The organism is Saccharopolyspora hordei, from assembly GCF_013410345.1.
Taxonomy (GTDB): Bacteria; Actinomycetota; Actinomycetes; order Mycobacteriales; family Pseudonocardiaceae; genus Saccharopolyspora; species Saccharopolyspora hordei.
On record NZ_JACCFJ010000001.1, the window covers coordinates 3,125,342 to 3,147,859 of the forward strand.

Here is a 22,518-nt window from a genome sequence, read left to right on the forward strand (position 1 = left end):
ACAGTGGATCGTCAGTAGAGCTTCTCGGTGTTGCCGTCGACCGCCATCGCCTGGCCGTTGACGTTGCGGGCCATCGGACTGGCCAGGAACACCGCCATGCCCGCGATGTCGTCGGCGGTGACCAGCCGGCGCATCGACGACTGGTCCCGGTAGAGGGCGGCGATCTCGTCCACGGGCTTGCCCAGCATCTCGGCCTTCGCCTCGATGACCGCGCGGATGCGGGGACCGTCGACCGCGCCGGGGCAGATCGCGTTCGCCCGGATCCCCTCCGGGCCGAGCTCGATGGCCAGGGTCTTGGTGAACCCGATGACCGCCCACTTCGACGCCGAGTAGGCGCTGCGCCCGGCCATGCCGAGCCGCCCGGCGGCTGAGGACAGGTTCACGATCGAGGCGTCGTCGGACTCCCGCAGCAGCGGCAACCCGTGCTTGACGCAGTAGAACTGGCTGTGCACGTTGACCTCGAAGGTCCGCGCCCACTCGCCGCTGTCCAGGGTCTCCACCGGCCCGGTCGGGCCGGCGATGCCCGCGTTGTTGACCAGCACGTCAAGGCCACCGAGCTCGGCGCGCACCGCGCCCATCAGCTCCGCGACCTGCTCCTCGCTGGAGGCGTCCGAGAGCCGGGCCACCAGGCCCCGATCCTCGGCGGCCCGGACCGCGTCCGGGTTGATGTCGGTGACCACCACGCGCGCACCGAACTCGGTGAAGCGGTGGGCGATGGCCAGTCCGATGCCGCTCGCACCCGCGGTGACGAGCACCCGCTTGCCTGACAGATCCACTCCTCGCACCCTTCCTGTCACGGGCGCTCGTCGCCGTGCCGCAGGAACAGCGACAGCACGGTGCCGACGACGCACACGCCCACCACGAACCACAGACCGGACAGCTCGCTGCCGGTGAGGTCCTCCATCGCGCCCATCACGTACGGGCCGAGGAACCCGCCGAACAGGCCGATGGTGTTGACGAACGCGATGCCGCCGGCCAGCGTGGCCCCGCTCAGCCGGGACGCCGGGAAGGTGAAGATGATCGGCTGCATCGCGAAGAACGAGAACGCGCCGAGGCAGAACCCGATGAGGCCCACCACCGGCCCCGACACCGCGCCCAGGGCGAAGCCGACGCAGACCCCGACCATCGTGGTGGTGACCAGCCTGCGGGAACGGAGGCCGTCGGTGGCCAGCCGCGGCACCAGGAAGGCGCCCAGCCCGGCGAAGATCCACGGCACCGAGGTCAGCAGCCCGATCTGCACCGAGGACAGCTCGCCGTAGGTGCCGATGATCGACGGCAGGAAGTACGACAGCGCGTAGACCGCGATCTGCTGCGTCAGGTAGACGGCGACGACCAGCAGGATCTGCGGGTCCCGCCACACCTGGCGCATGCTGTGCGTGCCGGAGGCCTCCGCGCCCGCCTCGTCCTCGGCGGCGATGCGGCGCTGCAGGTCCTCGGCCTCCGCCGCGGTCAGGAACCTCGCCTGCTCCGGCCGGTCGGGCAGCTTCTTCCACACCACGAAGGCCAGCAGGCACGCCGGCAGCCCCTCCACGAGGAACATCCACTGCCAGCCGTGCATGCCGCCGAGGCCGCCGAGCCCGAGCAGCAGGCCGCCCAGCGGCGGACCGAGGATGTTGGCCGCGGACACCCCGAGCAGGAACAGGCCGTTGGCCTTGGCGCGGTCGGCGCGGGTGAACCACTGCGTCAGGTAGTACATGACGCCCGGGAACAGGCCCGCTTCGGCGGCGCCCAGCAGCATCCGCATGATGTAGAACGACCACTCGCCCTGCACGAAGGCCATCCCGGCGGACACCAGACCCCAAATGATCATGATCCGGGTGATCCAGAACCGCGCCCCGACCCGGTGCAGGACCAGGTTCGACGGGATCTCCGCCAGCGAGTAGGTGATGAAGAACAGCCCGGCGCCGATCCCGTAGGCGGTGGCGGAGATCCCCAGGTCGACCTGCAGCTGCTCCTTGGCGATGCCGATGTTGGTGCGGTCCAGGAAGCTGATGACGTAGGCACCGATCAGCAGGGGGAGCAGCTTGCGGAAGATGACCCCGTTCAGCTCGGCCGGTGGGCGCACCACCGGTTGTGCGGCGTTCTTCGGCATGGCGTGACCTTCTCGTTCCACTCCGGCTCGCCGGATCGTCGGGTGTTCGGTGCTCCGCCGCTCAGCGGCGGGGTGCGGTGGTCGGTGCGCATCCGCAGGTCCGGCCGATGTGCAGCCGGTGCGCGCACACCAGGGACCGGTAGCTGGCGGACGGTTCTTCCATGCGCGCGAGCAGCATCCCGAAGGCCTCGCGGCCCATCTGCTCGAGCGGCTGGATCACGGTGGTGAGCCCGATCAGGGCGGACGTGCTGTGCGGGATGCCGTCGTGCCCGGTCACCGCGACGTCCTCGGGCACCCGGATGCCGTGCTCGGCCGCGTGCTCGAGGATGCCGATCGCGAGCTCGTCGCTGCCGCACACGACGGCGCGCGGCGGGTCGTCGCGGCCGAACAGCCGCTCCGCCGCGCGGCGGCCGCCGTCGCTGCTGAGCTCGGTGCTGATCTTGCGGTCGCCACTGATGTCGACGCCGTGCGCGCGGGCGGTCGCCACGAAGGCCTGTTCCCGGGCCAGGGAGGCGGAGGAGAACCGCGGCCCGATCACGACGGCGATCTCGGTGTGGCCGTGCCCCAGCACGTGCTCCATCAGCGACGTGGCCGCGGCGGCGTCGTCGATGCCGACGAAGTCGCCCTCCAGGTACGGGGACCGCCGCGACAGGTAGACGTAGGGGATCCGGGCGGCGCGCAGCGTCCGCAGCGCGGTGGCGTCCTCCCGGAGCGCGGCGCTGAGCACGACGCCGTCGACGTTGCGCTGCACCAGGCTGCGGGCCACGTTCGCCAGCGTGCGGGGGTCGTCCTGGGTGGTCGCGACGAACACCTCGTACCCGGCCTCCGCGGCCGCGGACACGATGCTCTGCGCGAACCGCGGGTAGGTGGGGTTGATGATGTTGGGCTGCACCAGGCCGATGACGCGGGTGCGGTTCGGGTCGGCCGGCCCGCCCCGGTCCGGCGGGCGGAAGCCGAGCTCGTCGGCGACGGCGAGGATGTGCTCGCGCGTCGCCGCCGCCACCCCGCCCTTGCCGTTCATCACGTAGGACACGGCGGCGGGGGACACCCCGGCGGCGCGAGCCACGGCGGCCGCCGAGACCGTGCCCGGTCGGCGCGAGGAGCGGCGAGTCGCGGTACCCACAGCCGAGTCTCCCTTGACGTGATGCAGGTCTCCGGTGCAGGCAGAACCTAAGTCGCCCGCTGAACGTTAAGCAACATTAAGCTCGCACCCGCTCTGACCAGCGGAGATCGAGCGAGCGCGCCGGATCGTGTGCGGTACGTCACGTGCGCACGCTTCGTGGTTGCGGCGGGGTCGAGGAGGGTGCGCGGAGCGCGGTCGGTCGCCGCGGGCAGTGGGGGAGAGCGCGAGTCGGCGGCGCGACAGGCGCCGTCCCGCGAAACGATACCCGGCGCGACGGAAACCGTCCTCATCAGACGTCTTTTGTGGACAGTCGGGGAAACTTCGCTGCGCGACCGGGAATCCCGTGGAACCCGCCGGGCCGGCACCCGGAACGTGCGCGGCGTTCGGGTGCCGGCCCGGTCGTGGAGGCCCGGCGGGGCGAGCGGTTCAGTCCGTGATCGTGGACGGGTGCGTCGCCAGCGGCGTGACCTGGATCCGCATGTACGGGAACAGCGGCAGGCCGGAGAGCAGGGTGTGCAGCTCGTCGTGGTCGGCGACGTCGAAGATCGAGATGTTGGCGTACTCGCCGGCGATGCGCCACAGGTGCGGCCACCGCCCTTCGCGCTGCAGCCGTTGGCTGTACGCCTTCTCGCGGGTCAGGACGTCGTCGCGCTCCGCCGGGTCCATGTCCGGCGGCAGGTGGACGTCCATGCGGACGTGGTAGAGCATCGGCAACTCCTCGGTGGTGCTCGCCCGCCGCGGTCGGCGGCGGGCGGTTCGTCAGGCCCGTTCCGGGTCGAGGACGAAGTCGTACTCGACCACGTCCCCGTGGCCGTCGGGCGCGGGCTGCGGCGCCAGCACGAGCTCGGGCTTGACCGCCGAGGCGATGTCGTCGTCGTTGTGCTCGTCGCCGGGGAAGTACAGCTGCGCGGTGAGCAGCTCGTGCCCGGGCGCGGACACCTTGACGTGCAGGTGGGCCGGGCGCCAGGCGTGCCAGCCGGCGGCGGCGATCAGCTTGCCGCACGCGCCGTCGGTGGGGATCTGGTACGGCGCCGGGCGGATCGTGCGGATCTCGAACCGGCCCTCGGCGTCGGTGGTGAACGTCCCGCGCAGGTTCCACTCCGGCAGACCGGGCGCGAACTGGGAGTAGAAGCCCTCGGCGTCGGCGTGCCACAGCTCGACCGTGGCGCCCGCCAGCACGGAGCCGTCGGTGGACCGCACCTGCCCGGACCAGGTGAGCGGCGTGCCGGGCTCGTCCGCGCGCATCGGCACGGCCCCGTGGGAGCCCCGCTCCGGGGCGTTCGGGACGTAGTACGGGCCCTCGATGGTGCCCTTGTTGCCCTGCCGGTGCTCGGTGGCGACCTCCTCGACGACGTGCTCGACCCAGACGTCCAGGAACAGCGGCCACTCACCGTCCTCGCCGACCTGGATCAGCCACGCCTTCAGCGCGTTGTACTCGTCGTAGGTGACCTTGTGGCGGCGGATCGTGCTGTGCACGGCCTCGAGCACCTCGCGGGCCAGCAGGCTCACCCGCTCCGGGGGCGTGTCGGCGAGGGCGCCGAGCTTGTCGGTCTTGAACCGCTCGGTCGCGTTCGCGCCGGACGCGGCGGCGGTGGCCTGCTCCTGGGTGGCGGTCATGGGATCCTCCTCGATCCATCGGGGGTTTTCAGCGGTCCAGGCGGTAGCGCTGGAGCTTGTCCGGGTCGATCTCGGCACCGAGCCCGGCGCCGGGGCGGACGGTGAGCTCGCCGTCGGTGATGCGCAGCGGTTCGGCGAGCAGGTCGTCGCTCATGTCGAGGAAGTTCGACAGCTCGCCCGGCCGGCGCGAGGTCAGCTCGTGGGCCGCACCGAAGGCGACCGTGCACAGTGAACCGAGCTGGCCGTCGACCTGGTTGCCCATCACCACTTCCAGGCCGAGCCCCTCAGCGAGGTGGTGGGTGCGCTGTGACTGGGTGAAGCCGGTGCGCGCGGTCTTGATGCTCACCGCGGTGGCCGAGCCGCCGAGGACCTCGCGGGTGACGTCGGCGGGCGTGACGGCGGACTCGTCGGCGATGAAGGGCACGTCCAGCTGGGAGACGAGCCAGCGGCGGCCGAGCACGTCGTCGGCGGGGCAGAGCTCTTCGGCGAACAGCAGACCGAGGTCGGCCATCTCCTTCATGGCCTGAGCGGATTCGGCGGCGGTCCACCCGCGGTTGCCGTCCACGTACAGGTCGACATCCTCGCCCAGGCCCTCGCGCAACGCGCGCACGACCGCGGTGTCCAGCGACACCGGGCGGCGGCCCACCTTGACCTTGAACGTGGTGATGCCGTGGGTGTCGCGCATGCGCTCGGCCTCGGCGACCATCGCGGCCGGTTCGTCGAAACCGAGCATGTGCGACACGCGCATCCGGTCGGTGTACCCGCCGAGCAGGTCGGTGACCGACACGTCGAGGGTGCGTCCGAGCGCGTCCCAGACCGCCATGTCGATCGCGGACTTCGCGGTCGGGTTGCCGACCGTCCGGTTGAGCCGGGCGTGCACGGTCTCCCGGGCGAGCAGGCTCAGGCCGACGACCTGCTCGGCGAAGACGCCGTCGATGACGGCGACGATCCCGGCCTGCGTCTCGCCGTATGTGAACGGTCGCGGCGGGGCCTCGGCGACACCGACGATGCCGTCGTCGGTGTGCACCCGCACGAGGACGTGCTCGGCGGCGTGCACCTCGCCGGAGGCGAACCGCAGCGGCTTGCGGTAGGGGATGGCGAACGGGATCGCCTCGACCTGCGTGATCTTCATCGGTTGACCTCTGAGGTGGAGCCAGGGGACGGGAAGACGTCGTCGAGCGCGGCGAGGGCGCTGGCGACGAGCGGGGAGCGGGTCTCGCGGTGCCAGGCCAGGGCGAGCTCGACCGTGGCCGCGCCGGAGAGGTCGCGGAACACGACGCCGTCCAGCGGCAGCGACCGCGCCGACGCGGGCACCACGCCGACGCCCAGCCCGCCGGCGACCAACGCGAGCAGCGCCGCGGTGCCGGGAGCTTCGTGCTGCTGCTGCGGGGTGAACCCGGCCTCCCGGCAGCTGCGCGCGACCGCCTCGTGCACGACGGACCCGCGCGCGTGGTAGGTCACCAGCGGCTCGGCCCGCAGGTCCGCCATCGACACGACGGGCTCGACGGCCAGCCGGTGGTCGGCCGGGGCGGCCAGGATCAGCGGTTCGACCTCGATGACCCGGAAGTCGATGTCGTCTCCGGTCACCGGCGGCCGCAGCACCCCGAGCCCGAGGGTCCCGGTGCGCAGGTGCTCGCACTGGTCGGCGGTGAGCAGGTCGGCGCGGACCTCCAGCTCCACGTGCGGCACCCGCTGCGACAGCGCCCGGGCCAGCCGCGGCAGGTGGGAGAACGCGGCCGTCCCGGTGAACCCGACCCGGAGCAGGCCGAGCTTGCCCTCGCCGATGCGCTGGACGCCGCGCACCCCGTCCTGCAGGGTGGCCAGCACCCGTCGCGCCTCGGTCAGGAAGAACTCGCCGGCCGGGGTCAGCCGCACCTGCCGCGTCGTCCGGGCCAGCAGGGTGACGTCCAGTTCCTTCTCCAGCTGCCGGACCGCGTGCGACAGCGCCGGCTGGGCGACGTGCAGCTGCTCGGCCGCCCGAGCGAAGTGGCAGGTCTCGGCCACGGTGACGAAGTAGCGCAGGTGACGCAGTTCCACGGTGCCTCCTTCCGGGCCGCTGCCACCGGCCCCTCACGGTAGGGAGCGAACTCATCGAAGACAAAGACATCGTTCGGCGCGATTGATAAGCGACATCGATGAATCACACCCTGGGTCAGGTCTAGGCATCTGCCGGGTGTGACCGGCGACACGAGGTTTCATCGTTCTGGGCCGTGCCACGGCGGCTCGGACCGCCGGAGGCCGATCAACGCCGATCCGCGCCCCCTGGAGGACCGATGAGCGAGAGGCTGGAGCACGTGTCCGCGGTCGTCGCCGACGCCGTGGTCGAGGACCGCGAGGCTGGCGTGCACCGCGCCAACCGGCGGATCTTCACCGACGAGGAGATCTTCGAGCTCGAGATGAAGCACATCTTCGAGGGCAACTGGGTCTACCTCGCCCACGAGAGCCAGCTGCCGAACCCGGGGGACTACTTCACCACCCACATCGGACGCCAGCCGGTCGTGATCACCCGCGACAAGGACGGCGAGCTGCACTGCCTGATCAACGCCTGCGCGCACCGCGGCGCGATGGTCTGCCGCCGCAAGACCGACAACCGCATGACGCTGACCTGCCCGTTCCACGGGTGGACCTTCCGCAACGACGGCAAGCTGCTCAAGGTCAAGGACCCCGACGGGGCCGGCTACCCGGACTCCTTCGACACCGACGGGTCGCACGACATGACCGAGGTCGCGCGTTTCGACTCCTACCGCGGCTTCCTGTTCGGCAGCCTCAACCCCGACGTGCTGCCGCTGGCCGAACACCTCGGTGACACCACGAAGATCATCGACATGCTGGTCGACCAGTCCCCGGAGGGGCTGGAGGTGCTGCACGGCTCGTCGACCTACACCTACGACGGCAACTGGAAGGTGCAGGCGGAGAACGGCGCCGACGGCTACCACGTCACCGCCACGCACTGGAACTACGCGGCCACCACGGCACGGCGGAACACCGGGGAGTCCACGAACGACACCAAGACCCTCGACGCCGGCAGCTGGGGCAAGTCCGGCGGCGGGTACTGGTCGTTCCCGCACGGGCACCTGTGCCTGTGGACCTGGGCGGGCAACCCACAAGACCGTCCACTGTGGCCGAAGATGGAGGAGCTGAAGGAGGAGTACGGCGAGGCCAAGGGCGAGTTCATGGTCCGCGGCTCCCGCAACCTCTGCCTCTACCCGAACGTCTACCTGATGGACCAGTTCTCCACCCAGATCCGGCACTTCCGGCCGATCGCGCCGGACAAGACCGAGGTCACCATCTACTGCATCGCGCCCAAGGGGGAGAGCGCCGAAGCGCGGGCGTGGCGGATCCGCCAGTACGAGGACTTCTTCAACGCCACCGGCATGGCCACCCCGGACGACCTGGAGGAGTTCCGCTCCTGCCAGCTGACCTTCCGCGCGACGGCCGCGCCGTGGAACGACATGAGCCGCGGCGCGCAGCACTGGATCGACGGCCCGGACGAGGTCGCCGAGTCCCTCGGCCTGACGGGCGTCATCTCCGCCGGCCAGAAGAACGAGGACGAGGGCCTCTACCCCGTCCAGCACGGCTACTGGAAGCAGGCCATGGAAGCCGCCATCGCCGCTGAGCGCGCCCGGACCGAGCGTGCCACCGCCACCGCGTGAGGAGATCCCCGATGACCGTCACCACCGACACCTCCGCCACCGGGACCAAGACCATCACCCAGCAGGACATCGAGCAGTTCCTGTACCGGGAGGCGCGCTACCTCGACGACCGCGAGTTCGAGAAGTGGCTGGAGTGCTACGCCGACGACGTCGTCTTCTGGATGCCCTCCTGGGGCGATGACGACATGCTCTCCGCCGACCCGCAGACGTCGATCTCACTGATCTACTACCCGAACAAGGGCGGGCTGGAGGACCGCGTCTTCCGCATCCGCACCGAGCGCTCCAGTGCGACCTCGATCCCGGAACCGCGCACCAGCCACAACATCAGCAACGTCGAGCTGATCGAGCGCCGCGGCGACCTGGTGGACGTGCGGTTCAACTGGCACACCATGTACTTCCGGTACAAGACCGTGGACCCGTACTACGGGACGTCGTTCTACACCATCGACTTCTCCGGCCCGGCACCGCTGATCCGCCGCAAGACCGTGGTGCTGAAGAACGACTACATCCACCACGTCGTCGACGTCTACCACATCTGAGCGGAGGGCGGTCATGGCCTACCAGGTCGCGCTGTCCTTCGAGGACGGCGTCACGAAGTTCATCACCTGCACCGCGGACCAGACCGTCGCCGACGCGTCCTACCGGCAGCGGATCAACATCCCGCTGGACTGCCGCGACGGCGCCTGCGGCACCTGCAAGGCGTTCTGCGAGTCCGGCGACTACGACGGCGGCAGCTACATCGACGACGCGCTCACCGCGGACGAGGCCGCGCGCGGTTACGTGCTGCCCTGCAGCATGAAGCCGAAGTCCGACCTGGTGCTGCGGATCGCGAGCACGTCGGCGGTCGCGAAGACGCAGGCGGCGACCTACCCGGCCACGCTGACGGCGCTCGACCGGCTCTCGCCGACCACCGTGGCGCTGACCCTGGAGACGCCGAAGCGCGACGAGCTGGCGTTCCTGCCCGGCCAGTACGTCAACATCGCGGTCCCCGGCACCGGCGAGTCCCGGTCCTACTCGTTCAGCAGCAGCCCCGACGACGAGCAGCTGACCTTCCTGGTCAAGCTCACGCCCGGCGGCGTGATGTCGGAGTACCTGACCGAGCGGGCGAAGCCGGGCGACGAGCTGAGCTTCACCGGGCCGCACGGCAGCTTCTTCCTCCGCGACACCGACCGGCCCGTGCTGCTGCTGGCCGGCGGCACCGGCCTGGCGCCGATCCTGTCCATCCTGCGCACCATGCGCGACACGGGATCGACCCGCCCGGCGCACCTGGTCTACGGCGTCACCACCGACGACGACCTCGTGGAGACCGAGACCCTGCGCGAGCTCGCCGCGCAGCTGGAGGGCTTCACGTGGGACTACTGCGTCGCCGACCCGGGCAGCGAGGCACCCAACAAGGGTTACGTCACCACGCTCATCCGGGACGAGCACCTGCACGGCGGCGACGTCGCGGTCTACCTCTGCGGTCCGCCGGCGATGGTCGAAGCGGTGCGCGGGCACTTCGCCGCGGACGGCTTCGAGCCGACCGGCTTCTACTACGAGAAGTTCGCCCTCGCCGCCAGCGCCAGCGAGCAGCCGGCCGCCGCCGAACCCCCGGCCGAGCCGGAGGAGACCGAACCCGTGCCGGTCGCCGAGCCGGAGCCCGCGGTCGCCCTCGCCGCGGTCGGGTCGGACGGCCGCGGCATCGCCGGGCAGAGCGTCTTCCCGGCGGCCGAGGTCGCGCCGCTGCACGCGGGTTCCCCGCTGCCGGACGCGGAGGAGATCGCCACCGCGCGCGCGATCGCCGGGCAGCCGATCTGGCCCGCCACCGGCAGCGGCAGCCGCCGCCTCGACCCCGGCGCACCGCTGGTCGGCGACGCCGCGGCCCGGTCGATCGCGGGCCAGGAGGTGCTGCCCGCCCGCGACGACCTCGCGCCGCTGCACGAGCCCGCGCCCGCCCCGGGACGCTACGAGATCGGCGAAGAGCACCCGTCGGTGCACGAGTCGGACGCGCTCTTCGAGGCCCGCGAGGCCCTGGAGCTCGGCGCGCTCGAGATCACCCTGGGGCGGCTCAGCTCCCAGCAGCTCGCCGGCTACCGGCTGCTGGCGGAGGCCACCGTGCCCCACGTCGAGGGGGACCGGTTCCTCGACGCCGCCGCGTACACCGAGGCCAACGCCGCGTTCCACGAGTACCTGTTCACCCTCACCGGCAACGAGCACCTCCTGCAGGCCTACCGGGCGCTCGGCGTCCAGGGCCACGTGGAGACGACCCTGCGCGGCGCCACCTGGTGCCACCCGCGCTGCACCCAGGACCACCTCGACATCGTCGCCGCCTTCGAGGCCGGCGACCGCGCCGAGGCCCGGCGGCTGGTCGCCGAGCACGCCGAGCGGTCCAAGGCCACCACCCGGCGGGCGATGGCCGAAGCCGACGCCGCGAAGCGACCCCGCTTCGTCACGCCGGGCCGGTTCGACGGCAAGGTCGTCGTCGTCACCGGCGCCGCCCAGGGCATCGGCGAGCACACCGCGCGCAGGATCGCCGCCGAAGGCGGGTCGCTGGTGCTGGCCGACCGCTCGGAACTCGTCGAGGAGCTGGCCGGGGAACTGGCGGCCGAGGCGGTGCTGGCGGACCTGGAGACCTGGGAGGGCGCGCAGGCCGTCGTCGACGCGGCGCTCGCGCGGTTCGGGCGGATCGACGTGCTGGTCAACAACGTCGGCGGAGCCATCTGGTTCAAGCCGTTCACCGAGTTCTCCCCGGAGGAGATCGAGGCCGAGGTCCGGCGCTCGCTCATGACGACGCTGCTGTCGTGCCGGTCGGCGCTGCCGTCCATGCGGGAACGGGGCGGCGGCGTGATCGTCAACGTGTCCTCGGCGGCCACCCGCGGCATCCACCGCATCCCCTACTCGGCGGCCAAGGGCGGCATCAACGCCATCACCGCCTCGCTGGCGTTCGAGTGCGCCGACGCGGGGATCCGGGTGGTCGCGACCGCGCCCGGCGGCACCGACGCACCGCCGCGGCGGATCTCCCGCGGTGGCTCGGCGCTGGAGACCGAGCAGGAGCGGGAGTGGTTCCAGGCCCACATCGACCAGACGCTGAGCACGTCGTTGCTGCACCGCTACGGCACGCTCGACGAGCAGGTCGCGGCGATCACCTTCCTCGCCTCCGACGAAGCGTCCTACATCACCGGGACGGTCCTGCCGGTGGCGGGCGGCGACCTCGGGTGACGCCGGACCGCCGAGCGGGTGCGGGGTCGTCGCCGCTCGGGCGGTGCGGCACAGTGGACGGGCGGGCGGTGGTGACCGCGCAGCCCGGCGGCGCCGCGCACCGCCCCGCCCGCGCGGGGACCGACGACGAGGTGGACGTGACCAGAGCAGCAGTGCCGCTGATCGGCCGAGCCGAGCTCGTGGCGGACCTGGAGCAGCGCCTCCGGAGCGGCCGCAACCGGTTCGTGCTGCTCGCCGGTCCGCCCGGGATCGGCACGTCGGCGATCGCCGAGCACCTCCTGCGGCGCCACGAGGGACCGCGCCGGCGGGCCACCGCGGCGGCGTGGGAGTCCCGCTGCCCGTACGCCCTGCTGTCGCAGGCGTTCCCCGGCCTGACCCCGTCCACGCCGCTGGGCACCGCCGGCGAGCTCGCCCGGCTGGCCGCGGGCGCGCTGCTCGTCCTCGACGACGCGCACGTCGCCGACGTGGAGTCGTTGCGCACCCTGGCGTCGGCCCTGCGCCACCACCCCGAGGCCGGGCTGCGGGTGGTGGCCACCGCCACCACCGGTGACCGCCGCACCGACGCCGAGGTGCTCGACCTGCTGCCGCGGATCGCCACCGACGCGCCCCGGGTCCCGCCGCTGGACGCCCGCCAGATCAGCGAACTGGCCGCCGCCCACGGCGTCGCGCTGCACCCCTCGATGGCCGAGCGGCTGCTGCGCCACACCTCCGGCCGCCCCAAACCGGTCGTCGAACTGCTCGCGGAGCTGCCCCGGTCCACCTGGTCCCGGTTCGACCCGACGCTGCCCGCCCCAGCCACGGTCGACGCCCGCACCCGGCGCGCGCTGGCGGAGTGCTCGCCCCCGGTCCAGCGGTTCGTCGAGGCGACCGCGGTGCTGGGCGCCGACGCCCCGGTGCGCGACGTGATGGCCCTGGCCGAGCTCGACACCGACCCGCTGCCGCTGCTCGACGAGGCCGCCGAGGCCGGGCTCGTCGAGCTCGCCCCGCGCGGGCTGACCAGGGTGGGGCCGCCGGACCCCATGGTGCGGGCCGCGGTGCTGACCAGCCTCGGACCGGCGCGGCGCGCCGCCCTGCAGCGCCGCGCCGCGCAGCTGGTGGCCGACCCGGTCCGGTCGCTGCGGCTGCGGGTGGCCGCCAGCCCCGTGCCCGACGCCGAGGTCGCCGAGCGGTTGGACGAGCTGGCCCGCGAACACGCCGCGGAAGGCGCCTGGGGCACCGCCGCCACGCTGCTCAGCGACGCCAGCCGGCTCACCGACGACCCGCAGCGGCAGCAGTCCCGGCTCACCCGCGCCGTCGACGCGTTGATCGGCGCGGGCGACGTCTTCCGCGCGGCGGCGCTGGTCCCGGAGGTGGAGAGCCTGCGCGAGACCCCGCTGCGGGACGCCGTCCTCGGCTACCTCGCCGTGGTGCGCGGCCGGGCCGCGGAGGCCGGGACCCGCCTGCGCCGCGCCTGGGACATCGTCAGCACCGAGCGCGAACCGGAGACCGCGGCGCTGGTCTGCCAGCGCTACGTCCTCGACGCGCTCGCCCGCTACGACGGCAGCGACCTGGTGCGGTGGGCCGACCGCGCCATCGCGCTCGCCGGTGCCGACGCGCCGCCCGCGGTGGAAGCCGCGGCCATCCGCGGTCTCGGGCTCGCCGTGACCGGGCGCGCGGAGCGGGCCCGCCGCGACTACGAGCACCTGACCAGGCGGCTGCGGCACGGGGCCCAGGCGCAGCGCGCGGTGATGGCCCGGGGCTGGCTGAACCTGATCACCGACCGGATCGACGACGCCCGCATCGACTTCGAGAGCGCCGTCCCCACCACCTACCTCGGCGGTTCCGCGCGGATCTCGCTGTGGGCGCGCGCGTGGCTGGCGCGGACGCAGTTCCTCACCGGGGAGTGCGACGCGGCGCTGGCGACCGTCCGCGGGGCCCTGGAACTGCAGGAGAGCACCGGGCTGCTGCTGACCGGACCGCTGCTGCTGTGGACGGCGGCGGCGGTGCACGCGGTGCGCGGGGCCTGGGACGCCGCCGAGAGCGTGCTGCTGCAGTGCGCCACCGGCCCGAACGACTACCAGATCATGCGGATCCCGGGCCGGCTCGCGCGCGCCCACGTCGCCGAGGCCCGCGCCGACTCGGCCGGGGTGCTGCGGGCGCTGTACCCGCTCACCCGCCCGGCCGCGTCCTCGAACGCCGACGAACCCGGCCACTGGCCGTGGCACGACATGTACGCCCAGGCGCTGGTGCTGCTCGGCCGACTCGACGAGGCCGACGCCTTCCTCACCCCGCACGAGGAGCTGGCGGCCGAGCGCGACCACGCGTCGGCCCGCGCCCGGCTGGCGGCCGCCCGCGGTCGGCTCCACGGCGCGCGCGGCGACGTCGCCGCCGCCACCGCGTCGTTCGAGGAAGCGCTGGGGCTGATCGACGCGCTGCCGCTGCGCTACGACCAGGCCCGCATCAACTTCAGCTACGGCCAGGCGTTGCGCCGCCTCGGCCGCCGCGCCCGGGCCGACGTCGCGCTCACCGCGGCCCGCGACGGCTTCGCCGCGATGGGGGCGACGACCTACGTCGAACGCTGCGACCGAGAGCTCAAGGCCGGGGGCGTCCACCTCGCGCGCTCGCACTCGGTGCTGACCCCGCAGGAGGAGGCGGTGACGCGCCTGGTCGCGCGGGGGATGTCCAACAAGGAGGTCGCGGCGGAGCTGTTCCTGTCCAGCAAGACCGTGCAGTACCACCTGACCCGCATCTACGCGAAGTTCGGCATCCGCTCCCGCACGGAGCTCGCCGCTCGCTACCGCGCCACGTCGGAGGAGGCGGAGGACTGAACCGTCCGGTGTGGACGGTGCGGCCGGAGGTCGGCGGCGCCCCCGGGGGGAGCCGTCCTCCCGGTACTCTGCCACGTGCGCCGGCGGCATGCCGCAAGGCCTCGAACCGCGAACTCGACGACCGCACCACCGGGGGGTGCCCCCACCACCCGCACACCCGCGAAACGCGGGTTCCCGCGCCAGACAACCGGTTCTCGGTGGGACGTGGTGGCAACTCCGGGAAACTCGTTGCTGCGGGGGTCCCGCGATCCTTGGGTTCGGCCGGCACCGGCTGCCAGCCGCGGTCGACAGTAATCCCCTGTCATCGGCCGGTTTCCGGCCAAGAGGAGCGACGATGCTTCGACCCACCGTGAACGCCTGCCGGGACCGCGACCGCCTCGACGGGCTGTGGGGGTTCGCGCTCGACCCGGCCGGGGAAGGCCGTGACCAGCGGTGGTGGCGGGACAGGCTGCCCGGTCGCCTCGAAGTCCCGGTCCCCGCCAGCTACAACGACGTCTCCGCCGACGCGGAGGTCCGGGACCACGTCGGCGACGTCTGGTACCAGACCCACCGCTCAAGTGGGCCGCCGCCGCGATCGCGTTCATGGCCGCCTACCCGTTGACCGAAGCGCGGTTCCGCGCGGTCACCGCCGAGGTGGCGCAGCGCCGCGCCCGGCGCGGGGTGACGTGCTCTTGACCCGCGGTACCCCGGGCCCTGCGCCGGGCCCGGGGACCGGGTCGGTCACCAGTCGTGCACGGTGCCGTCGAGCAGCCGGTTCGTCGGCAGGTACGCGGGCTCGTAGGGGTGCTTCGCGGCCAGCTCCTCGTCGAAGTGGATGCCCAGCCCGGGTTCCTCGCTCGGGCGCAGACCACCGTCGGCGAACTCCAGCGTCGGACCGAACACCTCGTTGGTCTGCTCACTGTGGAGCATGTACTCCTGGATGCCGAAGTTGTGCAGCGCCAGTCCCAAGTGGACGGAGGCGGACATGCCGATCGGGGAGACGTCGGTGGGGCCGTGCATGCCGGACTTGACCTGGTACAGCGCGGCGAAGTCCATGATGCGCCGCACCCCGGTGATCCCGCCGGCGTGGGTGACGGGGGAGCGCACGTAGTCGATGAGCTGCTCCTGGATGAGCGACTGGTAGTCCCAGATCGTGTTGAACACCTCGCCGATCGCCAGCGGGGTGGTGGTGTGCTGGCGGACCAGGCGCAGCGCCTCCTGGTTCTCGGCGGGGGTGACGTCCTCCAGCCAGAACAGGTCGTAGGGTTCCAGCGACTTGCCGAGCTTGGCCGCCTGGATCGGGGTCAGCCGGTGGTGCGCGTCGTGCAGCAGCACCAGCTCGGGACCGAACTCGCTGCGCACCGCTTCGAAGACGGTCGGCACGTGGCGCAGGTAGGCGCGGGTGTCCCAGGTCTCCTCGGTCGGCCGCGCGGCCCGGCGTGCGGGTTCGTAGTCGTAGCGCCCGCCGCTGCCCACCGAGGCCGCCGAGCTGGAGGCCACGCCGTACACCGACGGCAGGCCGGGAACGCCGGTCTGGATCCGGATCGCGCGGAAACCGAGCTCCTGGTGGGCGCGGACCGACTCGAACAGCTCCGGCAGGTCCCGGCCGCTGGCGTGGCCGTAGACCAGGCAGCGCTCGCGGCTCTCCCCGCCGAGCAGCTGGTACAGCGGCAGTCCTGCGACCTTGGCCTTGATGTCCCACAGCGCCGTGTCCACCGCGGCGATGGCCGCCATCGTCACCGGGCCCCGGCGCCAGTACCCGCCGCGGTAGAGGTACTGCCAGGTGTCCTCGATGCGGTGCGCATCGCGCCCGACCAGCAGCGGGGCGACGTGGTCGCGCAGGTAGCTGGCCACCGACAGCTCGCGGCCGTTGAGCGTCGCGTCGCCGAAGCCGACGACGCCGTCCGCCGTCGTGATCTTCAGGGTCACGAAGTTGCGGCCCGGGCTGGTGACGATGACATCGGCGCGTTCGATGCGCACAGCGCTCACTCCTTCTGACGGTGCGGGGTCGGTCGAGCGGACCGGCGCGCGGAGCCGGGGGCCGCCGACGGGCTCGAACCTAGGAAGCTGTGACCCTGACGGCAACTGGTTGCCATTTGTTGTTCCCCCGGTGGCACCGTGGTACGAGGAGGACCCGTGGAACACGTCCGGCCGACGATCTACGACGTGGCGCGCCACTGCGGCGTGGCCGCGTCCACGGTGTCACGCGCCTTCAGCAACCCCGCCCGGGTCAGCGCCGCCACCCGGGAACGGGTCCAGGCGGCGGCCCGCGAGATCGGGTACGAGCCGCGGCCGTTGGCGCGGGCGGAAGCGCCGGGGCGGATCCGGACGCTGACCCTGGTGGTCTCCGACATCTCCAACCCGTACTACGTCACCGTGATCAAGGCGGCGCAGGCCCGGGCGATCGAGCGGAACTACACCCTGGCGCTGACCGACAGCGACGAGTCGGCGCAGGTGGAGGCCAGCAACCTGCGGCAACTGCTGGCCACCACCAGCGGCGGCATCCTGGCCACCTCCCGGCTCTCCGACGACGCCGTCCGGCAGCTCGCCGCGCACCGCCCGCTGGTGATGGTCAACCGCCAGATCGACGGCGTGCCGTGCCTGGTGGTCGACACCGCTGCCGGGATGCGCAAGGCCGTCCGGCACCTGGCGGTGCTCGGGCACCGCCGCATCGCGTACCTGTCCGGCCCGCGGAACTCCTGGATCAACGGCCAGCGCTGGCAGGCGGTGAGCGGTGAGGCCGCGACGCTGGGGCTGCACGTGTCGTTCCTCGGGCCGTTCGCGCCGAACCGGCAGAGCGGTCAGGAAGCGGCGGACGCGCTCATGCTCAACGACGTCACGGCCGCGATCGGCTACAACGACCTCATCACCATCGGCGCGCTGCAACGGCTGCAGACGATGGGGGTGCGCGTGCCCGACGACCTCAGCCTCGTCGGCTGCGACGACATCTTCGGTGCCGACCTCACCAGCCCCGGGCTCACCACGATCGCGGGCCCGGCGGACAAGCTCGGCGCCTACGCCGTCGACATCCTGCACGCGCGGCTCTCCGGCCAGGGCGACGGGCCGGGCTCGCGCGTGTTCGACTCGCACATGGTGGTCCGGGGATCGGTGGGGCCGGCGCCGGCCGCGTGACCGCGCGCCGCCGTTCGCCGGACCCGCGAAGGCAACTGATGGCAACTCGTTGCCAGCGGGCGTGGGCAACGATGATGCTGCCGCACATGGACGGTGGTACGACGTCAACCGCACCGGCGGACGCCCCGAACGCCAGCCCCGCGCCGCTGAGCCCGCACCCGGACCGCTTGCTGCCGAGCGACCCGGCGCAGCGGGCGATCGCGCGCCGGCTCTACGAGAGCGTGCGGGACCTCCCGCTGCTGAGCCCGCACGGCCACGTGGACCCGGCCACGCTCGCGGCGGACGACCCGTTCCCCGATCCCGCGGCGCTGCTGGTCACCCCGGACCACTACGTGACCCGGCTGCTGCACGCGCACGGCGTGCCGCTCCACGAACTCGGCCTGCCCGACCGCGACGGCGCCCCGGTCGCCCCGCCGCGCGAGGTGTGGCGCGCGTTCTGCTCGCACTGGCACCACTTCCTCGGCACCGCGTCGCGGCAGTGGATCGAGTCCGAGCTGCACGACGTGCTCGGGGTGCGCGTCCAACCGTCCGCGGCAACGGCCGACGCGCTCTACGACGAACTGGTCGCGAAGCTCGCCGAGCCGGGCATGCGCCCCCGCGCCCTGTACGAGTCGTTCAACCTCGAGGTGCTGGCCACCACCGACGACCCGGCCGACGACCTGCGCCACCACCGCGCGCTGGCCGCCGACCCGAGCTGGTCCGGGCGGGTCATCCCCACCTTCCGCCCGGACCGCTACCTGGACGCGACCAGCAGCGACTGGCCCGCGGCCCTGGACCGCCTCGCGGAGGCCAGCGGCATCGACACCGGCAGCTACCAGGGCCTGGTGCGGGCGCTGGAGGCCCGGCGCGACTTCTTCCGCGAGAACGGGGCCACGGCGACCGACCACAGCGCGCCGGACCCGGAGATGGCGTTCCTCCCGGAAGCCGACGCGGCGCGGCTGTTCGACGCGGTCCGCAAGGGCGAAGCCGCCCCCGAGGGGGCGCGGCTGCTGTCCCGGCAGCTGCTGGGCGAGAACGCCCGCATGGCCGCCGAGGACGGGTTGGTGATGGCGCTGCACACCGGCAGCTGCCGCAACCACCACACGCCCACCTTCGCCCGCTACGGACCCGACACCGGCCACGACATCCCGACGAGCACCGAGTTCACCCGCGCGCTGCGGCCGATGCTGGAGCGGTTCGGCACCCACCCGCGCTTCCAGGCCGTGGTGTTCACCCTCGACGAGACCACGTTCTCGCGAGAACTGGCGCCGCTGGCCGGTTTCTACCCCGCGATGTACCTGGGCGCCCCGTGGTGGTTCCTCGACGCACCGCGGGCGATGCGCCGGTTCCGGGACGCGGTCACCGAGACCGCCGGCTTCCACCGCACCTCCGGCTTCATCGACGACACGCGGGGGTTCTGCTCCATCCCGGCCCGCCACGACACCGCCCGGCGGGTCGACGCCGGCCACCTGGCCGGTCTGGTCGCCGAGCACGTGCTCAGCGAGGAGGACGCGGCGCAGGTGCTGCGCGACCTCAACGACAGCCTCCCGCGGAAGGCGTTCCGGCTGTGACGGGCAGGATCCACCGGACGGCGGCCGGTCTCGGCCCCGCAGCGCCGGTCCGCGCTGTCCACTTGGGACTGGGCGGCTTCCACCGCTCGCACCAGGCCTGGTACACCGCGGGCGACCCGGAGTGGGGGATCGCCGCCTACACCTTCCGCAACACCGAGCTGCCGCGCGCGCTCACCGAGCAGCAGGGCGTCTACACCCTGCTGGTGGCGGGGGAGGAGGCCGAGGTGGTCGGCTCGCTCAGCCGCGCCCACGCGGGCGCCGACCGGGAGAGCTGGCTGGCCGACCTGGCCTCGCCCGACGTCGCGGTGCTCACGCTGACCGTCACCGAGGCGGCCTACGCCGTGCCCGAGCCGGGCCAGGACTCGGCCGTGCAGCGCGTCGTGGCGGGGCTGCGGGCGCGCCACCGCAGCGGTGGCGCGCCGATCACCGTGGTGCCCTGCGACAACGTGCCGGACAACGGTGCGGTGCTGCGTTCGGTCCTGCGCAGCGCGACCCGGGACGACCGCCGGTTCGCCGCGTGGGTCGAGGAGCAGGTCAGCGTCGTCAGCACCGTTGTCGACCGGATCACCCCGGCCCCCACCGACGAGGACGTGGCGGCCGCGCTGCGCGCGACCGGGCTGCGCGACGAAGCCCCCGTGCGCACCGAGCCGTTCACCGAGTGGCTCCTCGCCGGCGACTTCCCGGCCGGGCGCCCGGCGTGGGAGCGGCGCGGAGCGCGGTTCGTGCCCGACGTCGGCGTCTACCAGCAGCGCAAGCTGTGGTTCCTCAACGGCGCGCACTCCCTGCTGGCCTACGCGGGACTGGCCCGGGGGCACACCACCATCCGCGAGGCCGTGGACGACGACGCCCTCGCCGGCACGGTGCAGCAGTGGTGGGACACCGCCGCGCGGCACATCGCGCTCGACCCGGCGGAGGTCGCCGAGTACTGCCGACGGCTCCGGGACCGCTTCGCCGCCCCGGGGATCCGGCACCAGCTGCGGCAGATCGCCACCGACGGCTCGCAGAAGATCCCCGCGCGGTGGCTGCCGGTCCTGCGCGCCGAGCGGGCCGCGGGACGGCTGCCCGGCGCGGTCGTCACCGGGCTCGCCGCCTGGCTGCTCCACCTGCGTGGGGGCGAGGTGCGGGATCCGCGCGCCGCGGAGCTGGTCGAGTCGGCCGGTTCGGTGCGGCGCGCGCTGCTCGCCCTCGACGAGGAGGTCGGGGCGGACGACGAGCTCGTCTCGGCGGTCGAGGCGGAGCTGCACCGCACCTGAGGCCCGCGACGTTCCACCCGAACGCCGCTCCCGCACAACGAAGTGAGCGCCGGCGGAGCCCCGTCCCCGCCGGCCCAGGGGAGGAAGATCCGGTATGCACCTGTTGGACTGGGTGGTCATAGCAGGCTACTTCGTCGTCATGGTCGTCATCGGCGTGTGGGCGCACCGCCAGGTCGCCGGCGCCGCCGACTACTTCACCGCGGGCGGCAAGATGCCGTGGTGGCTGGCGGGCGTCTCGCACCACATGTCCGGGTACAGCGCGGTGGTCTTCGTGGCCTACGCCGGGGTCGCCTACGACCAGGGGATCGTCTCCTACGTGGTGTTCATGTTCCCGCTGGCGGTCGCCACCGGCATCGGCGCGTTCCTGTTCGCGCCGAAGTGGAACCGGCTGCGCGCCCGCTACCACATCGCCTCCCCGCTGGAGTACCTGGCGGCCCGGTTCAACGTGCCCACGCAACAGGTGCTGGCGTGGAGCGGATCGCTGCTGAAGATCTTCGACGTGGCTGCGAAGTGGTCGGCGGTGGCGCTGCTGCTCGACGAGTTCGTCGGCATCCCGATGGTGTGGGGTGTGATCATCACCGCGGGCGTGACGCTGCTGTACTGCACCGCCGGCGGGCTGTGGGCGGACGCGCTCACCGAGCTCGGGCAGTTCGTCATCCAGGGGCTCGCCGCGATCGCCATGCTCGTCGCCGTCGGTGCCGCGCTGTCCGCGCAGGGCTTGGACTACGCGACCTTCTGGGGCGCGCTGCCCGCCGGGCACACCGACCCGACGACGAGCGACTACCCGGCGTACTTCGTCCTCGTCTACATCGTCGTCAAGACCTTCGAGTACAACGGCGGCATGTGGAACCTGGCGCAGCGCTACCTCGCCACGCCGAGCGCCGCGCAGGCGCGGCGCACCGCGCTGCTGTCCAGCGGTCTCTACCTGCTCTGGCCGATCGTGCTCATGCTGCCGATGTTCGCCGCACCGCTGCTGGTCGAGGTGACGGAGTCCGAGGACGTCTACGCGCAGATGGCGCTGCAGTTCCTGCCCGCCGGGCTGCTCGGCCTGGTGCTGGTCGGGGTGTTCTCGCACACGATGGCGATGGCCGCCTCGGACGCCAACGCCATCTCCGCGGTCATGACGCGCGACGTGCTGCCCAACGTCTGGCAGCGCGCCCGGAGCTTCACCGATGCGCAGGCGCTGCGCACCGGCCGGTACCTCACCGTGCTGTTCGTGCTGTTGAGCGTGCTCATCGCGATCAACGCGGAGAACCTCGGCGGGGTGCTGGCGATCATCGTGACCTGGGTCGGCGCGCTGATCGGCCCGATCTCCATCCCGATGATGCTCGGCATGCTGCGCCCGTTCCGCCACGTCGGCCCGACCGCGGCGCTGGTCTCGTGGGGCGGCGGCCTGGTCTCCTACGCCCTGGCGAAGTACGTGTGGCAGCTCGACGACGCGATCACCGTGGTCACCCCGGTCCTCGTCTCGCTGGTCCTGTTCGTGGCCGTCGGCGCAGTGCGCCGGGACGCCCCACCAGCCGCCGCGGAGATCACCGAGGAGCTGGCCCACGACGAGGGACCGGCGGAACCGGCACGAGCCTGACCGCCCCGGTCGTCCCGGACGTCCGGGTGCGGGTGGCCTGCACCACTGCGCGAGCCGTCGGGCGAACTACTCTCTAGGCTGAGGTGGGAGAGCTCGCGGCAGACCGGAGGGTGCAGGCCATGACCGCGGACAGCAGCAGGGCCCGGGTCCAGCGATCCGACGACCACGCGTGCCGGCTGAGCGAGGTCGTCGAGCGGGTGAGCGGCAAGTGGAGCATCGGGGTGCTGCTCGCCGCGTCGCACGGCCGCATCCGGTACACCGAGCTGGAGCGGGCGGTGCCCGGGATCAGCCGGCGGATGCTCACGCTGACGCTGCGCAACCTCGAGCGGGACGGGTTGCTCGCCCGGACCGTGCACCCGACCGTCCCGCCGAAGGTCGAGTACCGCCTCACCGACATCGGCGTGGAGCTGTGCGAGGCGCTGACCGCGCTCACCGACTGGGCGCAGCGGCACGAGGGGGCCATCGAGGCGGCACGCCGGGCCTACGACGGCACGAACGCCACCGCCGAGCCGAAGGCCGGCTAGCGCCC

General features: G+C 72.7%; 18 protein-coding genes. 10 read left to right on the forward strand and 8 right to left on the reverse strand.

The annotated features are described in order from the left end of the window. Positions 1-11 precede the first annotated feature (11 nt). The 7 genes from HNR68_RS14555 to HNR68_RS14585 all read right to left on the reverse strand — a co-directional run bounded on the left by HNR68_RS14555 (position 12) and on the right by HNR68_RS14585 (position 6,869). Complete coding sequence (locus tag HNR68_RS14555) at positions 12-776, reverse strand: 3-oxoacyl-ACP reductase FabG (RefSeq protein ID WP_179721308.1); 765 nt, start codon at positions 774-776, stop codon at positions 12-14. A gap of 17 nt (positions 777-793) precedes the next feature. Then, positions 794-2,092 carry an MFS transporter gene (locus HNR68_RS14560; protein ID WP_179721310.1) on the reverse strand — a complete coding sequence of 433 codons (1,299 nt, stop codon included), beginning with the start codon at positions 2,090-2,092 and terminating at the stop codon, positions 794-796. Between the two features lie 61 nt (positions 2,093-2,153). Next, the gene (locus HNR68_RS14565) at positions 2,154-3,215 is read right to left on the reverse strand and encodes a substrate-binding domain-containing protein (protein WP_218888308.1); all 1,062 of its coding nucleotides are present in this window, start codon (positions 3,213-3,215) and stop codon (positions 2,154-2,156) included. Between the two features lie 426 nt (positions 3,216-3,641). Beyond that, positions 3,642-3,923 (reverse strand): muconolactone Delta-isomerase, encoded by a 282-nt coding sequence (gene catC / locus HNR68_RS14570; RefSeq protein WP_179721312.1) that lies wholly within the window; start codon positions 3,921-3,923, stop codon positions 3,642-3,644. 51 nt (positions 3,924-3,974) lie between these two features. Beyond that, positions 3,975-4,832: a catechol 1,2-dioxygenase gene (gene catA / locus HNR68_RS14575; RefSeq protein WP_179721314.1), complete on the reverse strand. Its 858-nt coding sequence runs from the start codon at positions 4,830-4,832 to the stop codon at positions 3,975-3,977. Between the two features lie 28 nt (positions 4,833-4,860). Further along, entirely contained in the window at positions 4,861-5,964 is a 1,104-nt protein-coding gene (locus HNR68_RS14580; protein WP_179721316.1) for a mandelate racemase/muconate lactonizing enzyme family protein, read from the reverse strand. After that, positions 5,961-6,869 (reverse strand): LysR substrate-binding domain-containing protein, encoded by a 909-nt coding sequence (locus HNR68_RS14585; RefSeq protein WP_179721318.1) that lies wholly within the window; start codon positions 6,867-6,869, stop codon positions 5,961-5,963. Before HNR68_RS14585 ends, HNR68_RS14580 begins: the two co-directional genes overlap by 4 nt. 236 nt (positions 6,870-7,105) lie before the next feature. Here HNR68_RS14585 and benA point away from each other — a divergent pair, with 236 nt between their 5' ends. The 5 genes from benA (at position 7,106) to HNR68_RS14610 (ending at position 15,091) form a co-directional block, all read left to right on the forward strand. Continuing rightward, positions 7,106-8,485: a benzoate 1,2-dioxygenase large subunit gene (benA, locus tag HNR68_RS14590; RefSeq protein ID WP_179721320.1), complete on the forward strand. Its 1,380-nt coding sequence runs from the start codon at positions 7,106-7,108 to the stop codon at positions 8,483-8,485. A gap of 11 nt (positions 8,486-8,496) precedes the next feature. Beyond that, a complete protein-coding gene (gene benB, locus HNR68_RS14595; protein WP_179721322.1) occupies positions 8,497-9,024 on the forward strand; it encodes a benzoate 1,2-dioxygenase small subunit in 528 nt (175 codons plus the stop codon). A 13-nt stretch (positions 9,025-9,037) separates the two neighbouring features. Then, positions 9,038-11,683, forward strand: coding sequence for a benzoate 1,2-dioxygenase electron transfer component BenC (benC, locus tag HNR68_RS14600; protein ID WP_179721324.1), 2,646 nt, complete (start codon positions 9,038-9,040; stop codon positions 11,681-11,683). Positions 11,684-11,736: 53 nt separating this feature from the next. Continuing rightward, complete coding sequence (locus HNR68_RS14605) at positions 11,737-14,490, forward strand: helix-turn-helix transcriptional regulator (protein ID WP_343050151.1); 2,754 nt, start codon at positions 11,737-11,739, stop codon at positions 14,488-14,490. A gap of 334 nt (positions 14,491-14,824) precedes the next feature. After that, positions 14,825-15,091, forward strand: a complete 267-nt coding sequence (locus tag HNR68_RS14610) for a sugar-binding domain-containing protein (RefSeq protein ID WP_179721326.1) — start codon at positions 14,825-14,827, stop codon at positions 15,089-15,091. Positions 15,092-15,210: 119 nt separating this feature from the next. Here HNR68_RS14610 and manD read toward each other — a convergent pair whose 3' ends face one another. Further along, the gene (manD, locus tag HNR68_RS14615) at positions 15,211-16,449 is read right to left on the reverse strand and encodes a D-mannonate dehydratase ManD (RefSeq protein ID WP_179721328.1); all 1,239 of its coding nucleotides are present in this window, start codon (positions 16,447-16,449) and stop codon (positions 15,211-15,213) included. Between the two features lie 156 nt (positions 16,450-16,605). Here manD and HNR68_RS14620 point away from each other — a divergent pair, with 156 nt between their 5' ends. From HNR68_RS14620 to HNR68_RS14640, 5 genes are all read left to right on the forward strand, one after another. Beyond that, entirely contained in the window at positions 16,606-17,601 is a 996-nt protein-coding gene (locus tag HNR68_RS14620; protein ID WP_179721330.1) for a substrate-binding domain-containing protein, read from the forward strand. Between the two features lie 86 nt (positions 17,602-17,687). Then, positions 17,688-19,151 (forward strand): glucuronate isomerase, encoded by a 1,464-nt coding sequence (gene uxaC, locus HNR68_RS14625; RefSeq protein WP_179721332.1) that lies wholly within the window; start codon positions 17,688-17,690, stop codon positions 19,149-19,151. Continuing rightward, positions 19,148-20,404 carry a mannitol dehydrogenase family protein gene (locus HNR68_RS14630; RefSeq protein WP_343050152.1) on the forward strand — a complete coding sequence of 419 codons (1,257 nt, stop codon included), beginning with the start codon at positions 19,148-19,150 and terminating at the stop codon, positions 20,402-20,404. The genes uxaC and HNR68_RS14630 overlap by 4 nt, the downstream gene beginning before the upstream one ends. Before the next feature lie 94 nt (positions 20,405-20,498). Next, the gene (locus tag HNR68_RS14635) at positions 20,499-21,989 is read left to right on the forward strand and encodes a sodium:solute symporter family protein (RefSeq protein ID WP_179721334.1); all 1,491 of its coding nucleotides are present in this window, start codon (positions 20,499-20,501) and stop codon (positions 21,987-21,989) included. 119 nt (positions 21,990-22,108) lie between these two features. After that, positions 22,109-22,513 (forward strand): winged helix-turn-helix transcriptional regulator, encoded by a 405-nt coding sequence (locus HNR68_RS14640; RefSeq protein ID WP_179721336.1) that lies wholly within the window; start codon positions 22,109-22,111, stop codon positions 22,511-22,513. The last annotated feature ends 5 nt before the right edge of the window (positions 22,514-22,518 follow it).

Coding starts and splice junctions, on each gene's coding strand:
- HNR68_RS14560 (WP_179721310.1), bottom strand. CDS start 2,092: ATGCCGAAGAACGCCGCACAACCGGTGGTGCGCCCACCGGCCGAGCTG.
- catC (WP_179721312.1), bottom strand. CDS start 3,923: ATGCTCTACCACGTCCGCATGGACGTCCACCTGCCGCCGGACATGGAC.
- catA (WP_179721314.1), bottom strand. CDS start 4,832: ATGACCGCCACCCAGGAGCAGGCCACCGCCGCCGCGTCCGGCGCGAAC.
- HNR68_RS14580 (WP_179721316.1), bottom strand. CDS start 5,964: ATGAAGATCACGCAGGTCGAGGCGATCCCGTTCGCCATCCCCTACCGC.
- benA (WP_179721320.1), top strand. CDS start 7,106: ATGAGCGAGAGGCTGGAGCACGTGTCCGCGGTCGTCGCCGACGCCGTG.
- benB (WP_179721322.1), top strand. CDS start 8,497: ATGACCGTCACCACCGACACCTCCGCCACCGGGACCAAGACCATCACC.
- benC (WP_179721324.1), top strand. CDS start 9,038: ATGGCCTACCAGGTCGCGCTGTCCTTCGAGGACGGCGTCACGAAGTTC.
- HNR68_RS14610 (WP_179721326.1), top strand. CDS start 14,825: ATGCTTCGACCCACCGTGAACGCCTGCCGGGACCGCGACCGCCTCGAC.
- uxaC (WP_179721332.1), top strand. CDS start 17,688: ATGGACGGTGGTACGACGTCAACCGCACCGGCGGACGCCCCGAACGCC.
- HNR68_RS14635 (WP_179721334.1), top strand. CDS start 20,499: ATGCACCTGTTGGACTGGGTGGTCATAGCAGGCTACTTCGTCGTCATG.
- HNR68_RS14640 (WP_179721336.1), top strand. CDS start 22,109: ATGACCGCGGACAGCAGCAGGGCCCGGGTCCAGCGATCCGACGACCAC.